This window comes from Noviherbaspirillum sp. UKPF54 (assembly GCF_007874125.1).
In the GTDB taxonomy this organism is placed as follows: Bacteria; Pseudomonadota; Gammaproteobacteria; order Burkholderiales; family Burkholderiaceae_D; genus Noviherbaspirillum.
Genome location: NZ_CP040128.1, coordinates 3,308,529 through 3,323,512, shown reverse-complemented (window position 1 = coordinate 3,323,512; position 14,984 = coordinate 3,308,529). Strand labels below are relative to the sequence as shown.

At 61.7% G+C, this 14,984-nt stretch carries 14 protein-coding genes; 9 read left to right on the top strand and 5 right to left on the bottom strand.

Features of this window, described 5'->3' with window-relative positions; translation table 11 throughout:
• Window positions 1–10 precede the first annotated feature (10 nt).
• Both FAY22_RS15335 and FAY22_RS15330 read left to right on the top strand, forming a co-directional pair.
• Entirely contained in the window at window positions 11–1,288 is a 1,278-nt protein-coding gene (locus FAY22_RS15335) for an AmpG family muropeptide MFS transporter (RefSeq protein WP_168204850.1), read from the top strand.
• Window positions 1,289–1,313: 25 nt separating this feature from the next.
• Complete coding sequence (locus FAY22_RS15330) at window positions 1,314–2,201, top strand: M48 family metallopeptidase (protein WP_146331017.1); 888 nt, start codon at window positions 1,314–1,316, stop codon at window positions 2,199–2,201.
• Here FAY22_RS15330 and FAY22_RS15325 read toward each other — a convergent pair whose 3' ends face one another.
• Window positions 2,202–2,993: an exodeoxyribonuclease III gene (locus FAY22_RS15325; RefSeq protein ID WP_146331016.1), complete on the bottom strand. Its 792-nt coding sequence runs from the start codon at window positions 2,991–2,993 to the stop codon at window positions 2,202–2,204.
• 141 nt (window positions 2,994–3,134) lie between these two features.
• On the opposite strand from FAY22_RS15325, the gene pyrE reads away from it, so the two are divergent.
• On the top strand, window positions 3,135–3,800 hold the full coding sequence (gene pyrE, locus FAY22_RS15320) for an orotate phosphoribosyltransferase (protein WP_146331015.1): 666 nt from the start codon (window positions 3,135–3,137) through the stop codon (window positions 3,798–3,800).
• Window positions 3,801–3,822: 22 nt separating this feature from the next.
• Window positions 3,823–4,449 carry a DUF4124 domain-containing protein gene (locus tag FAY22_RS15315; protein ID WP_146331014.1) on the top strand — a complete coding sequence of 209 codons (627 nt, stop codon included), beginning with the start codon at window positions 3,823–3,825 and terminating at the stop codon, window positions 4,447–4,449.
• Window positions 4,450–4,521: 72 nt separating this feature from the next.
• On the opposite strand, the gene gatB is transcribed toward FAY22_RS15315, so the two are convergent.
• The 4 genes from gatB to gatC are packed head-to-tail and all read right to left on the bottom strand — an operon-like array spanning window position 4,522 to window position 8,327.
• A complete protein-coding gene (gene gatB, locus FAY22_RS15310; protein ID WP_146331013.1) occupies window positions 4,522–5,982 on the bottom strand; it encodes an Asp-tRNA(Asn)/Glu-tRNA(Gln) amidotransferase subunit GatB in 1,461 nt (486 codons plus the stop codon).
• A gap of 58 nt (window positions 5,983–6,040) precedes the next feature.
• Window positions 6,041–6,538, bottom strand: coding sequence for a hypothetical protein (locus FAY22_RS15305; protein WP_146331012.1), 498 nt, complete (start codon window positions 6,536–6,538; stop codon window positions 6,041–6,043).
• The gene (gene gatA, locus FAY22_RS15300) at window positions 6,535–7,995 is read right to left on the bottom strand and encodes an Asp-tRNA(Asn)/Glu-tRNA(Gln) amidotransferase subunit GatA (protein WP_146331011.1); all 1,461 of its coding nucleotides are present in this window, start codon (window positions 7,993–7,995) and stop codon (window positions 6,535–6,537) included. Before gatA ends, FAY22_RS15305 begins: the two co-directional genes overlap by 4 nt.
• Before the next feature lie 29 nt (window positions 7,996–8,024).
• Entirely contained in the window at window positions 8,025–8,327 is a 303-nt protein-coding gene (gene gatC / locus FAY22_RS15295; RefSeq protein ID WP_146331010.1) for an Asp-tRNA(Asn)/Glu-tRNA(Gln) amidotransferase subunit GatC, read from the bottom strand.
• 252 nt (window positions 8,328–8,579) lie between these two features.
• Between gatC and FAY22_RS15290 the strand changes: the two genes are divergently transcribed.
• From FAY22_RS15290 to rodA, 5 genes are all read left to right on the top strand, one after another.
• Window positions 8,580–9,623 carry a rod shape-determining protein gene (locus tag FAY22_RS15290; protein WP_040041654.1) on the top strand — a complete coding sequence of 348 codons (1,044 nt, stop codon included), beginning with the start codon at window positions 8,580–8,582 and terminating at the stop codon, window positions 9,621–9,623.
• A 97-nt stretch (window positions 9,624–9,720) separates the two neighbouring features.
• The gene (mreC, locus tag FAY22_RS15285) at window positions 9,721–11,013 is read left to right on the top strand and encodes a rod shape-determining protein MreC (RefSeq protein WP_146331009.1); all 1,293 of its coding nucleotides are present in this window, start codon (window positions 9,721–9,723) and stop codon (window positions 11,011–11,013) included.
• The gene (gene mreD / locus FAY22_RS15280; RefSeq protein ID WP_146331008.1) at window positions 11,010–11,525 is read left to right on the top strand and encodes a rod shape-determining protein MreD; all 516 of its coding nucleotides are present in this window, start codon (window positions 11,010–11,012) and stop codon (window positions 11,523–11,525) included. The genes mreC and mreD overlap by 4 nt, the downstream gene beginning before the upstream one ends.
• 159 nt (window positions 11,526–11,684) lie before the next feature.
• Entirely contained in the window at window positions 11,685–13,667 is a 1,983-nt protein-coding gene (mrdA, locus tag FAY22_RS15275; RefSeq protein WP_146331007.1) for a penicillin-binding protein 2, read from the top strand.
• 6 nt (window positions 13,668–13,673) lie between these two features.
• Window positions 13,674–14,786, top strand: coding sequence for a rod shape-determining protein RodA (rodA, locus tag FAY22_RS15270; RefSeq protein WP_146331006.1), 1,113 nt, complete (start codon window positions 13,674–13,676; stop codon window positions 14,784–14,786).
• Window positions 14,787–14,984 lie beyond the last annotated feature (198 nt).

Below are 14,984 nucleotides of genomic sequence, written 5' to 3'. Positions count from 1 at the left end.
GAGCACCCTTATGACTTTGGCAGCGCCCAACGCTACCGAGCCAGCCGCCAAACCCGGCTGGCGCCATTACTTCAACCGGCAGATGCTGATCTGCGTCTCGCTCGGCTTTTCCTCCGGCCTGCCGCTGTTCATCCTGTACAACCTGCTGTCGGCCTGGCTGAAATCGGAAAACGTCGACCTCAAGGCGATCGGCCTGTTCGCGCTGGTCGGCTTCCCTTACACCTGGAAGTTCGTCTGGTCGCCGCTGATGGACCGCTTCCATTTCCCGCTGCTGGGACGGCGGCGCGGCTGGATGCTCGTTACGCAATTGCTGCTGCTCGGCGCGGTCGGTGCAATGGGCTTTTATTCGCCGAAAACCGATCTGACCGCGATCATCGTCCTGTGCGGCGCGATCGCCTTCCTGTCCGCCAGTCAGGATATCGTGATCGACGCCTACCGGCGCGAGATGCTGACGGATCAGCAGCAGGGCTCCGGCACGGCCATCTTCGTCAATGCCTATAAACTTTCGACCCTGGTGCCGGGTTCGCTGTCGCTGATCCTGTCGGACTTCATGAGCTGGCAGGCGGTGTTCGCGATCACCGCGCTGTTCATGCTGCCGGGCGTGTTGACCACGCTGCTGGTATCCGAGCCGACGCTCTACGGCGCGCCGCCAAAGAACCTGCGCGAGGCGGTGGTGCTGCCGTTCCGCGAATTCGTCAACCGCAGCGGCTGGTCCTATGCGTTATGGGTGCTGGCCTTCATCTTCCTGTACAAGCTGGGCGATTCGATGGCGACCGCGCTGGCGACGCCTTTCTATCTCGACCTCGGTTTCACCCGCACCCAGATCGGCCTGGTGGCGAAGAACGCCGGGCTGTGGGCCAGCCTGGCCGGCGGCATCCTGGGCGCGGTATGGCTGGAAAAGACCGGCATCAACCGCGGCTTGTGGATTTTCGGCGCATTGCAAGCGGCTGCGATCCTCGGTTTCGCTGCGCTGGCGAGAGTCGGCGTCAGCACCAACGAACATGCGACCCTGATGCTGGGCGCCGTCATCGGGCTGGAAGCGTTCGCGGTCGGTCTCGGCACCGCCGCGTTCACCGCCTTCATTGCCACCACCACCGACCCCCGCTATACGGCCACGCAATATGCGCTGTTCACTAGCCTGGCGGCGGTTCCGCGCACCTTTTTCAATGCCGCCACCGGCTACATCGTGACGCAAACCGGCTGGTTCACCTTCTTCCTGGTTTGCTTCGTGCTGGCCTTGCCCGGCATGCTGATGCTGCCTAAAATCGCGCCGTGGAATGAAAAATAACACCTGCCCCTGACGGAGGAACCCGATGAAGCGAAACGTCGTTGCGGCACTGCTGGCAATCGTTTGCGGCATCGGATCGTTTGCCGCCGTCGCCAAAGACCGCGCGCAAGGCGCGAGCGATGGCGTCAAGGTCGACAGCATGTCGCCCTTGCGCAAGCTGGTGCCGGAAGAGCAGATCGAGGCGCTGGCGCTAGAACAGTACACCGGCATGAAGCAGCAGGCCGGGCGGCTCGGCGCGCTGGTTCCCGAAACGCATCCGCAAGTCGTACGTCTGCGCGCCATCGCCAACAGGATCATTCCGCAGGCCGAGCGCTGGAATCCGCGCGCCGCGCAGTGGCAATGGGAAGTCAACCTGATCGCCTCCAGGGACGTCAACGCATTTTGCATGCCGGGCGGGAAAATCGCCGTCTTCAGCGGCTTGCTGAGCACGCTGAAACTGACCGACGACGAGCTGGCCATTGTGCTCGGCCATGAAATCGCGCACGCCCTACGCGAACATGGCCGCGAGCGCATGGCCAAGGGCACGCTGGTGAACCTGGGCGCGTCGCTCGGCTCCGCCTTGCTGGGACTGAAGGATACTGGCCAGATGGTGGTCGGGCAGGGCGCGAAACTGGTCCTGCTGAAATTCTCGCGCAGCGATGAAACCGAAGCCGACCTGGTCGGGCTCGATATCGCCGCCCGTGCCGGCTACGACCCGCGCGCCGGCATCGCGCTGTGGCAAAAGATGAATGCGGCCGACAAGGGCGCGCCGCCGCAGTGGCTGTCCACGCACCCGGCCGGCAAGAACCGCATCGCCGAGATCCGCAAACACATGCCGGAAGTGCTGCCGCTGTATGCGAAAGCAAAAGGGGCAGCGCCCACGACGCTGCCCCCGTATCGAAGCAATATCAAGACGATCGCGCCTATTCCCTGACTATCCCTTGAGGAAGGCCGACGCACCGTCGTACTCGATGGTCAGCGGCGCGTGGTCGGAAAAACGCTCGTCCTTGTAGATCGACACCGCGCTCGCCTTTTCCGCGATGCCCGGCGTGGTGATGTGGTAGTCGATGCGCCATCCGACATTCTTCGCCCATGCCTGGCCGCGGTTGCTCCACCAGGTGTATTGCTCGGCGCGCGGATCAACCCGACGGAATGCGTCGACCAGGCCCACCTCGTCAAACACCTGTGTCAGCCAGGCGCGCTCTTCCGGCAAAAAGCCGGAATTCTTCTGGTTACTCTTCCAGTTCTTCAGGTCGATTTCCTTGTGCGCGATGTTCCAGTCGCCGCAGATGACGACTTCGCGCCCGCTGGCCCGCAGTTCGGCCAGATGCGGCAGGAACACTTCCATGAAGCGGAACTTGGCCTGCTGACGCTCTTCGCTCGACGACCCGGACGGGCAGTACACAGAGATCACGGACAGCTTGCCGAAGTCGCAGCGCACGTAGCGTCCTTCCGCGTCGAACTCCGGGCTGCCGAAGCCGATCTGCACCGCGTCCGGCTTGATGGAGGAATACACGCCGGCGCCGGAATAGCCCTTCTTTTCGGCATAGTGGAAATGGCCGTGGTAGCCGGGCGGCGCCAGGAAATCCGGCGTCATGTCGCCGGCCTGCGCCTTCAGTTCCTGCACGCAGACGAAATGCGCGGATTGCTTCGACATCCAGTCGAAAAAGCCTTTCTTGGCAGCGGAACGGATGCCGTTCAGGTTGGCGGAAATAATCTTGAGCATGGTTCGTACAGAGAAAATAACGCGGCAAGCATAACTGATCCGCGCGAAATTTGCGGCGCCGGCGCGCCATATATCCCATTACAATGGCAGCCTGTCACGGCGCACCGGCCGGTTTTGTCAACCAAACAAATCGAGGGCATTTTGAGCAACTTACGTCAGGAATTTATAGCGTTTTCGGTATCGGCGGGCGTGCTGAGCTTCGGCGAATTCGTCACCAAGGCGGGCCGCCTGTCGCCTTATTTTTTTAACGCCGGCCTGTTCAATGACGGCGCCAACCTCGGCAAGCTGGCCGATTTTTATGCGCAGACGCTGATCGATTCCGGCGTCGAATTCGACATGCTGTTCGGCCCGGCCTACAAGGGCATCACGCTGGCGGCGGCCACCGCCATTGCGCTCGCCGCCAAGGGACGCAACGTGCCGTTCGCCTACAACCGCAAGGAAGCCAAGGATCACGGCGAGGGCGGCACCATCGTCGGCGCCAAGCTGCAGGGCAAGGTCGTCATCATCGACGACGTGATCTCGGCCGGTACCTCGGTGCGCGAATCGGTCGAGCTGATCCGCGGCGCCGGCGCCACGCCGTCGGCGGTGCTGATCGCACTCGACCGCATGGAGCGCGCCGGCAAGGATGGCGCGCTGTCGCCGCATTCGGCGGTGCAGGAAGTGACGCAGGCCTATGGCATGCCGGTGATTTCTATTGGCAACCTGAACGACTTGTTGGAATATATTTCCAAGGCTGGGGCGAATCAGGACCTGGCAAAGCATAAAGACGCCGTGGCCGCTTACAGGAGTCGCTACGGCGTGATGTAAAAACCGCTATTCGGGAGGAGCAATGGGGAATTCATTCGGGCGTGCACTGTTTCTTCCTTTGATACTGGTTTGCGCCGCCGCTCAGGCACAGAAAATCTACATGTGCAAGGATGCGGCGGGCCGCACCTTCACCTCCGACCGGCCGATTCCCGAATGTGCGGATACCACGATGCACGAACTGGACAGCCGGGGCATGGTCAGGCGCGAAATCGCGCCGCCTCCGACCGCCGAGCAAAAGCGGCAGATGCAGATCGAGGAGGAAAAGCGCAAGGCTGAGGCGGCTGCGGCGGATGAGCAAAAGCGGCAGGACCGTGCTATCAGGATGCGGTATCGAAATGAGGGTGATATCGAAATGGCACGCAAGCGCTCCCTGGAAACCATCAGGGAACAGATCAAACGCGAGAAAGCATCTCTTGCCGCCGCCGAAAAACAGCAGAGGCAGGCGCAAACCGAGATGGAGTCATACAAGAAAAAGAACGCGGCGGTGCCACCTGTCGTTCGGCATAAGGTTGAAGACGCGGACCGGATGGTTGGCGGATCAACCCAGATTATTCAGGACGCCGAGCAAGAGATCGAACGAATTAATGCGCAGTTCGATGCGACGGTGAACAGGTTCCGGGAACTTGTGGGAACGACCGCTTCGCGGTAATTGGTATTGCCGGTTCGGCATTCCGGCTTGCGCCAGAATGCCGTTTTAACAAAACGCGTTACAAAAAGCCGCTTAACCAGCCAGCTTCTTCTTCAACAAGTCGGTCAATTGCGCCGGGTTCGCCTTGCCCTTGGTCGCCTTCATCGCCTGGCCGATGATCGCGTTGAACGCCTTCTCCTTGCCGGAACGGTATTCCTCGACCGACTTCGCGTTCGCCGCCAGCACTTCGTCGACGATCTTTTCCAGTGCGCCGGAATCGGAAATCTGCTTCAGGCCCTTGGCTTCGATGATGTCGTCGACCAGCGTTTCCTTGTCGGATGGGGTGGCCCACATCGCCGCGAACACTTCCTTGGCGATCTTGTTGGAGATCGTGCCGTCGGCAATGCGCTGCAGCAACAGGGCGAGCTGCTGCGCATTCACCGGTGCATCGGCGATGTCGACGCCTTCACGGTTCAAGGTGGACGACACGTCGCCCATCATCCAGTTGGCCGCCGGCTTGGCCTGCTCCTTGCCGGCCTTGACCACGACCGCCTCGAAGTAGGCAGCCATTGCCTTGGACTGGGTCAGCACGGCCGCGTCATACTCGGGCAAGCCGTAGTCGCGCGCGAAGCGTTCGCGCATCGCGCCAGGCAATTCCGGCATCGACGCCTTCACACGCTCGATCCATTCCTGCGCGATTACCAGCGGCGGCAGGTCGGGGTCGGGGAAATAGCGGTAGTCCTGTGCGTCTTCCTTGCTGCGCATCGAGCGCGTTTCCTTGCGGTCCGGGTCGTACAGGCGGGTTTCCTGCACCACCTTGCCGCCGTCCTCGATCAGTTCGATCTGGCGCCGTACCTCGAAGTTGATGGCTTCTTCCAGGAAGCGGAACGAGTTCAGGTTCTTGATTTCGCAGCGCGTGCCGAATTCCTTTTGTCCCATCGGGCGCACCGACACGTTGGCGTCGCAGCGGAACGAGCCTTCCTGCATGTTGCCGTCACAAATGCCGAGCCACACCACCAGCGAATGGAGCGCCTTCGCATAGGCGACCGCTTCCGCCGCGCTGCGCATGTCGGGTTCGGTGACGATTTCCAAGAGCGGCGTGCCGGCACGGTTCAGGTCGATGCCGGTCATGCCATGGTAATCCTCGTGCAGCGACTTGCCGGCGTCTTCTTCCAGGTGCGCGCGCGTGAGCTGCACGGTCTTCATTTCAGCCTTGCCGTCCTTTTCAAGCACGAAGGAGAGGGTCCCGCCCTGCACCACGGGGACCTCGTACTGGCTGATCTGGTAACCCTTCGGCAGGTCCGGATAGAAGTAATTCTTGCGCGCGAAGATGGACTGCGGCGCGACCTTGGCGCCGATCGCGAGACCGAACTGAATCGCGCGCTCCACCGCGCCCTTGTTCATGACAGGCAGCACACCCGGCAATGCCAGATCAACCGGGCAAGCCTGCGTATTCGGCTCGGCGCCGAAACGGGTGGCAGCGCCGCTGAAGATTTTCGATTGGGTCGAGAGTTGCGCATGTGTCTCCAGACCGATGACGACTTCCCACTGCATAGTTTCCTCACTTTCAATCCCTATCCGGTGTCCGCCCTTTCAAGGGGAGGGGATGGGTTCAGTTTTTCTGTTCGTAATGGCAGCTGCCGGTTTTCAGGTCGACCGACAGCACCGTAAAGTTGGTCCGCGATCCGCACAAGGCGGGGCAGCTCGGCTGGACGTTCAGCGTATCGCCGTCGCGCACCAGCCGGATCGTGCAATTGCCGCTCCGCTCGAAGCTGAAGCCTCGCCTGGCGCGTGCGGCGTGCGCATCGGAGAGCGCGACGCGCCACAGCACCGTCTTGCCTTCGTCATGAACTTCCGCCTGCAAACCGTCGTCCATGTCGATGCTGCAGTCGAAGCCGTGCGTGCTGCGATAGAGCGCCGATTCCCAGCGAAACGCTTCGATGTGCTCGCCCGACAGGCGCATTTCGCCGTTGTCGGCGTAGGTCACCTTCTCGCCGTCTTCTTCGCGCGCCACGCTGCAGGAAAAATGCGTATCGAGCTGCTGGGCAAGGGCATTCATGCCGCTGCACAGCAGGATCGTCAGCGCGGCCAGGCGAAGCGCTGATTTCATGCGCCTTCCGGCGTGCGGCGGTGCCAGTCGGTCGCCAGCTGGTACTGATGCGCGACGTTCAGCAGCTTCGCCTCATCGAAATAGTTGCCGATGATTTGCAGCCCGACCGGACGCTTCGCATTCTTGTCGCCCTGGCCGAACCCGCACGGAATCGACATGCCGGGCAGGCCGGCCAGGCTGGTGGACAGCGTGAAGATATCGGCCAGGTAGTTCGCCACCGGATCGTCGGCCTTGGCGCCGAGATCCCAGGCGACAGTGGGGGACACCGGTCCCATGATCACGTCGCACTGCTTGAAGGCGTTCTGGAAATCCTGCGCGATCAGGCGGCGGATCTTTTGCGCCTGCAGGTAGTACGCGTCGTAGTACCCGTGCGACAGCACGTATGCGCCGACCAGGATGCGGCGCTTCACCTCGTCGCCGAAGCCTTCCGCGCGCGACTTGCGGTACATGTCGGCCAGGTCCTTGTACTCGCTGGCGCGATGGCCGTAGCGCACGCCATCGAAGCGCGACAGGTTGGACGAGGCTTCTGCCGGCGCAATCACGTAATACACCGGGATCGACAGTTCCGTCTTCGGCAATGAGATATCTACCAGGGTCGCGCCCAGTTTTTCATATTCGCGCAAGGCTGCGCGCACCGCCTGCTCGACATCGGAGGCGAGGCCGGCGCCGTAATACTCGCGCGGGATACCGATTTTCAAGCCTTGCAAGCCTTTGTTCAGGTCTTGCGTGAAATCTTCCGCCGGGCGTTCCAGGCTAGTCGAGTCGCGCGCATCGAATCCGGCCATGGCGTTGAGCAGCAGGCCGCAGTCCTCGGCGGTCTGGGCCATCGGCCCGCCCTGGTCGAGCGACGATGCAAAAGCGATCATGCCAAAGCGCGACACGCGGCCATAGGTCGGCTTAATGCCAGTCACGCCGCACAGCGACGCCGGCTGGCGGATCGAGCCGCCGGTGTCGGTCGCGGTCGCCGCAGGAGCCAGGCGAGCCGCGATGGCGGCCGCCGAGCCACCCGAAGAGCCGCCCGGAATGGCGGTCTTGTCCCACGGGTTCTTGGTCGGTCCGAAGAAGGAATTCTCGTTGGATGAACCCATGGCAAATTCATCACAATTCAATTTTCCTAGCGTAACCATACCTGCCGTACGGAACTGTTCGACCACAGTTGCATCGAAGGGGCTGATGTAATTCATCAACATTTTCGAGCCGGCAGTGGAACGCCAGCCGCGCGTGACAAAAATGTCCTTATGCGCGATGGGAACGCCGGTTAGCGGCGTCATGTCATTGTTGGCAATGCGCTGGTCGGCTTCGGCCGCCTGCTGCAGCGTCAATTCTTCGTTGACGTCGATGAAGGCGTTGAGATCGCTTTGCTTGATGCGGCCAAGATAGAGCTTGGCCAGCTCGCTGGCGGAGACTTGTTTGGCGTGCAGCAGCGCCGACAGTTCTTTGAGGGTTTTGGTATGCATAGCTGTGGTGGTTGGGCGCAAGCCGCGCGTTATTCGATGACCTTCGGGACCAGGTACAAGCCGTCCTGCGTGGCGGGCGCGACCTGCTGGTACTCGTCGCGCTTATTCGGCTCGGTCACCGCATCCTCGCGCAGACGCAGCGCCACGTCGTTCTGGTGTGCGGCGATCGGATGGTTCAGCGGCTCCACGCCGGCAGTGTCGACGGCACGCATTTGCTCTACCAGGCCAAAGATGCCATTGAGTTTGTCGAGGGTCTTGCTGGCTTGCTCTTCGTTCAGATCAAGCTGCGCCAGGCGGGCCAGGCGCTTAACGTCGGAAAGGTCGAGTGACATGATTGGATAGTAGTTTGGGCAAGTTGTTCGGGCTGGTATGTTGAAAAAGGCAAAATGTGTTCTTATTCTGGCAAAGACTTGTGAAAACGCCGCATCAGCACTGCATTTTTGAAGTTTCCGCCGACTAATCTCGGCTAAATTATAAGGTAGAATGTTGGGTTAAGACCTCGCCGGCACTGCCGGCGAATGCAGTAGCTAAAAGGTTTCTACCTTCAATGTTAAGCGCGCCTTTGATGCGCATCAGGACAATACATGTTTGGATTTTTACGCAGTTATTTTTCTAACGACCTGGCAATCGACCTGGGTACTGCCAACACGCTGATCTACGTGCGCAACATGGGCATCGTGCTCGACGAGCCGTCGGTCGTCGCGATCCGCCAGCAGGGTGGCCCGAACGGCAAGAAGACCATCCAGGCCGTCGGCAAGGAAGCCAAGCAGATGCTGGGCAAGGTGCCGGGCAATATCGAGGCGATCCGCCCGATGAAGGACGGCGTGATCGCCGACTTCACCGTCACCGAGCAGATGTTGAAGCAGTTCATCCGCATGGTGCACGACTCCAAACTGTTCAAGCCGTCCCCGCGCATCATCATCTGCGTTCCCTGCGGATCGACCCAGGTCGAGCGCCGCGCGATTCGCGAATCCGCCCTGGGCGCGGGCGCATCCCAGGTGTACCTGATCGAGGAACCGATGGCCGCCGCGATCGGCGCCGGTCTCCCGGTGTCGGATGCGACCGGTTCGATGGTGGTCGACATCGGCGGTGGCACCACCGAAGTGGGCATCATTTCGCTGGGCGGCATGGTGTACAAGGGCTCCGTGCGCGTCGGCGGCGACAAGTTCGACGAAGCGATCGTCAACTACATCCGCCGCAACTACGGCATGCTGATCGGCGAACAGACCGCCGAGCTGATCAAGAAGGAAATCGGTTCCGCCTTCCCGGGCTCCGAAGTCAAGGAGATGGAAGTCAAGGGCCGCAACCTGTCGGAAGGCATCCCGCGTTCGTTCACGATCTCGTCCAACGAGATCTTGGAAGCGCTGACCGACCCGCTCAACAACATCGTCTCCGCCGTCAAGAACGCGCTGGAGCAGACTCCGCCGGAACTGGGCGCCGACATCGCCGAGAAGGGCATGATGCTGACCGGCGGCGGCGCGCTGCTGCGCGACCTCGACCGTCTCTTGATGGAAGAGACCGGCCTGCCGGTGATCGTCGCCGAGGATCCGCTGACCTGCGTGGTGCGCGGCTCGGGCATGGCGCTCGAGCGCATGGACAAACTTGGTTCCATCTTCTCGTACGAGTAATCTGCTCGACGTTTCATACGACGCGCCTCGCTTCCCGTGCGGGGCGCGGGGGCTGATAACGACCTACGGTCACATTCCGGAAAATAGCTAGATCCTGATGGAATACAGTCCACCGCCACTTTTCAAGCAAGGCGCCTCTGCTCGCGCCAAAGTGGTGTTCTTCTCCCTGATCGCACTGATCCTGCTGGTGGCCGATTCACGCATGCGGTCGCTGACCGCGATTCGCCAGTTCGTCGGCACCGTGCTCTATCCGTTGCAAGTGGTGGCCCTGCTGCCGCGCGACGCCGCGTACGTGGTCGGCGATTACTTCACATCGCTGTCGGCTCTGGAAAAGGAAAACAAGAAGCTCAAGCAGCAGCAGGTCGCCAATGCGCAGACGCTGCAGCAGGTGCAGCAGCTGTCCGCCGAAAACGAACAGTTGCGCCGCCTGCTGGCCGCGAATGAGCGCGTGCCGGTGAAGTCGGTCATGAGCGAGATCCTGTACGACGCACGCGACGCGTTTACGCGCAAGATCGTACTCGACCGCGGCAGTCAGCATGGCATCAAGCCGGGACAGCCGGTCATCGACGACGTCGGCGTGGTCGGCCAGGTGACGCGCGTGTTCCCGTTCACCTCCGAAGTGACGCTGTTGACCGACAAGGACCAGGCCATTCCGGTGCAGGTCGTGCGCAGCGGCTTGCGCAGCGTTGCCTACGGCCAGGGACATTCGGGCGTGCTCGACTTGCGCTTCATGCCGACCAATGTCGACATCAAGAGCGGGGACGTCCTTGTCACGTCCGGCATCGACGGCGTATACCCGGCCGGCCTCGCGGTGGCGAAGGTGTCCAACGTCGAATCCAAGTCGTCCGACGCGTTTGCCCGCATCACCTGCCAGCCTGCGGCCGGGATCGACCGCAATCGTCAGTTGCTGATTCTGTTGACCGATACCCAGCTTCCGCCGCGGCCGGAACCGGAGGATGGCAGGGATAAGAAGGCCAAGAAGCATCCGGGGGACGTGGCCAAGGATGCGAAGAAAGAGGGCTCCAATAAGGAGGGCGCCAATGCGGCCCCGGCCGCGCCGGCAACGCAACCGGCGCCGGCGCCCCAGCCTAACGCGCCCGCGCCCCAGCTGAAGACTCCGCAACAGCCGGGCGCGCAGCCGGCAGCAGCAAGTCCGGCCACCCCGGCAGCTGCTGCACCTGCTGCACCTGTGGCACCGGTGCAGGCTGGAGCCACCAAACCGGCCGCGACCGCGCCTCAATCCGCCTTGCCGCAGCGCGTCGCTGCGCCGCAAAAAGCGCTGCAACAGGCTCCGGTGCAGGCACTCGCACCGGCAGCTGCCGCCAAGCCGGCAGCGCCTGCCCCGACCACCGCGAAACCGGCGGCACCGCAAAAGGCAACGACGCCATGAACACTCGTCCACACTACATCCTGTTGCCGGCCAATCCCGTTTTCATCACGGTGACGCTGATCGCGGCATTCCTGCTCAACCTTCTGCCTTGGGGGCAGTGGTACGGCGTACCGGATTTCGCCGCGCTGGCGCTGGTGTTCTGGAGCATTCACCAGCCGCGCAAGGTCGGCATCGGCGTTGCGTTCTTCATCGGATTGCTGATGGACGTGCACGATGCGACGCTGCTCGGGCAGCACGCGCTGGCGTATACCTTGCTGTCGTACTTCGCGATCATGATTCACCGCCGCGTGCTGTGGTTCCCGATGGGGACGCAGGCGTTGCACATCCTGCCGCTGCTGATGCTGGCGCAGGTGGTGCAGCTGGTCGTGCGCCTGCTGGTCAGCGGCCGTTTTCCCGGCTGGATGTATTTCCTGGAAAGCGTCTCGTCGACAGCGCTCTGGCCTGTGGTAAGCATGATGCTGCTCGCGCCGCAGCGGCGCGCGATTGATCGCGACGAAACGCGGCCGATTTGATGGCCGGATGTGCGTTGATTGTTTGAACTGCGCTCTCGCGGGCGCCCTCGCTTCTGCGCCGGGTGCCCCTACGCCGGGCGCCCCCAACCCCTCTCCCGCTCGCGGTGGAGGTGACCGTAATGATGCGATCGGCCCAAGGGTGATCGCATAAGATTAAGCATGACTGAATTCAAGAACACCGAACGCGAACTGCATTTGTTCCGCATGCGATTGTCTGCGGTGGGTGTGTTCGTGCTGATCTGCTTCGGCTTGCTGCTGGCGCGCTTTTTGTGGCTGCAGCTCTTCAAGCACAACGATTACGCCGCGCAGGCCGAGGAAAATCGCATTTCCGTGATTCCCGTGGTGCCGAACCGCGGCCTGATCCTGGATCGCAACGGCGTGGTCCTGGCGCGCAATTTTTCCGCCTACACGCTGGAGATCACGCCGTCCAAGATCCAGGGCGACCTCGACAACGTCATCGACGAGCTGTCCACGCTGGTCGACATCCAGCCCAAGGATCGCAAGCGCTTCCGCAAGCTGCGCGAAGAGTCGAAGAATTTCGAGAGCACGCCGATCCGCACCCGCCTCACGGACGAGGAAGTGGCGCGCTTTACGGCCCAGCGCTACCGTTTTCCCGGCGTGGAAATCCAGGCGCGCCTGTTCCGCCAGTATCCGCTGGGTCAAACGGCTTCGCATGTGATCGGCTATATCGGCCGCATCAACCAGCGGGAAGCGGAAAATATCGAAGAGATGGAGGATGCCGCCAATTATTCCGGCACCGAGCACATCGGCAAGGAAGGGCTGGAGAAAAGCTACGAGAAGCAGTTGCACGGCACCACCGGCTACGAGGAAGTCGAGGTATCCGCCGGCGGGCGTGCAGTGCGCACGCTGTCGCGCACGCCCGCCAGCCCAGGCAACAACCTGATCCTGTCTGTCGATATCGAACTGCAGAAGATTGTCGAAGAGGCATTCGGCGATCGCCGGGGCGCGCTCGTGGCTATCGAACCCGCCACCGGAGACATTCTTGCCTATGTATCGATGCCGACCTTCGACCCCAATCTGTTTGTCGACGGCATCGACGCGCAGAGCTGGGAAGAGCTGAACAATTCGCCGGACCGGCCGCTGGTCAACCGGCCGCTGACCGGCAGCTATCCGCCGGGTTCGACCTACAAGCCGTTCATGGCCCTGGCTGCGCTCGAGCTCGGTAAGCGCACGCCGAGCGCCACCGTCTACGATCCCGGCTATTTCTGGTTCGGCAACCACAAGTTCCGCGACGACAAGGAAGGCGGGCACGGCACCGTCGACATGTACAAGTCGATCGTGCATTCGTGCGACACCTACTACTACATGCTCGCTAACGACCTTGGCGTGGATACGATGCACGACTTCATGAAGCCGTTCGGCTTCGGCCAGATCACCGGCATCGACCTGGAGCATGAGCGCCGCGGGCTGCTGCCGTCGACCGCTTGGAAGCGCAATGCGTACAAGCGGCCGGAGCAGCGCAAGTGGTACGCCGGCGAGACGATTTCGCTCGGCATCGGCCAGGGCTACAACTCGTTTACGCCCCTGCAGCTGGCGCACGCGGTCGCCAATCTGGCCAACAACGGCGTCGTGATGAAGCCGCACCTGGTCAAGATCATCGAGAACGGCGTGACCAAGGAACGCGCCGTGACCGTGCCCAAGGAAAGCTACCGCATCAAGCTCAAGCAGGAAAATATCGACATCATCAAGCATGCGATGGTCGGCGTCACCAAGGAGGGCACGTCGGCGCGCGTGTTCGCCAACGCCGGATACGAGTCGGCCGGCAAGACCGGTACCGCGCAGGTGGTCGGCATCAAGAAGAACGAAAAGTACGACGCGAAGAAGGTGGGCGAACGCATGCGCGACCATTCGCTGTATACCGCATTCGCTCCTGCCGACAATCCGAAAATCGCGATCGCGCTGATCGTGGAAAACGGCGGCTTCGGCGCGGAAGCGGCGGCGCCTATCGTGCGCAAGGCGCTCGACTACTACCTGCTCGGCAAGCGCCCGGTCGACAAGGACAAGACGCCTGCAGACAAGACGGTCGCAGCGGACGCCAATCCGACGGCGACGCTGAAGGCCGAGGCGGAATCGATCGGCGGCCCTAAGGCGGGCGCCGAAACCCAGGGCAACAAAGATTAAGAGACCATGCATCTGACAGAAAAACGTCCGCTGCGGCAGATCATCAAGCCGTATTTCACGGTATTCGACGGGCCGCTAGCGCTCATCCTGTTCCTGATCCTGTCGGTGGCGATCGTGACGCTATATTCGGCCGGCATCGATTTCCCGGGGCGCGTCGAGGATCAGTTGCGCAACATCCTGATCGGATTTGTCGTGATGTGGATCGCCGCCATCATTCCGCCGCAGACGCTGATGCGCTTCGCCGTGCCGGTCTATTCCGTGGGCCTGGCCCTGCTCGTCGCGGTCGCGGCGTTTGGCCTGATCAAGAAGGGCGCGCGCCGCTGGCTCAACGTCGGCGTCGTGATCCAGCCCTCGGAAATGATGAAAATCGCTATGCCGCTGATGCTCGCTTGGTTCTTCCAGAAGCGCGAGGGGCAGTTGCGCTGGCAGGAATTCCTGGTCGCGGCGATCATCCTGGCGGCCCCCGTCGGGCTGATCATGAAACAGCCCGATCTGGGCACCGCGCTCCTGGTGCTGTCGGCCGGCTTCTACGTGATTTTCCTGGCCGGTTTGTCATGGAAAATCCTGATCGGCCTGGTCGCAAGCGGCTTGGCTGCCCTGCCGGTGATATGGTCGATGATGCATGATTACCAGCGCGACCGCGTCATGACGCTGATCGATCCGACCACCGATCCGCTTGGCAAGGGCTTTCACATCATCCAGGCGACCATCGCCATTGGATCCGGCGGCATCGCCGGCAAGGGATGGCTGAAGGGCACCCAGGCGCACCTCGAGTTCATTCCGGAACGTACGACGGACTTTATCTTCGCCGTGTTTTCCGAAGAATTCGGACTGATCGGCAATTGCGTGCTGCTGGTCCTGTACCTGCTGCTGATCGGGCGCGGCATGATCATCGCCGCCAATGCGCCGACCTTCTTCAGCCGCCTGCTGGCGGGCGCCATCACGCTGAGTTTCTTCACCTATGCGTTCGTCAACATGGGCATGGTGAGTGGTATCCTCCCGGTTGTCGGGGTGCCGCTGCCGTTCATGAGCTATGGCGGAACCGCCATGGTCACGCTCGGCTTGGGCGTGGGTATGTTGATGAGCATTCAACGACACCGCAAACTCGTGCAAAGTTAGCGCACACTTCTACCCGCGCCGTCGTATTTCCAGCCGGCGCAGATGTCGGAAAATCAATTATTGCGGCAATCATTTTGTCGAGGCAAACTGTTCCCCGTTAAACCGGGTATGCCCGTTCAATAAATTTCCGCCAGTTTCTGTCTGCCGCATTGTGCCGGCATCGCAAAAACTGCGCGTAGGCAATATCTCTTGCCTGAT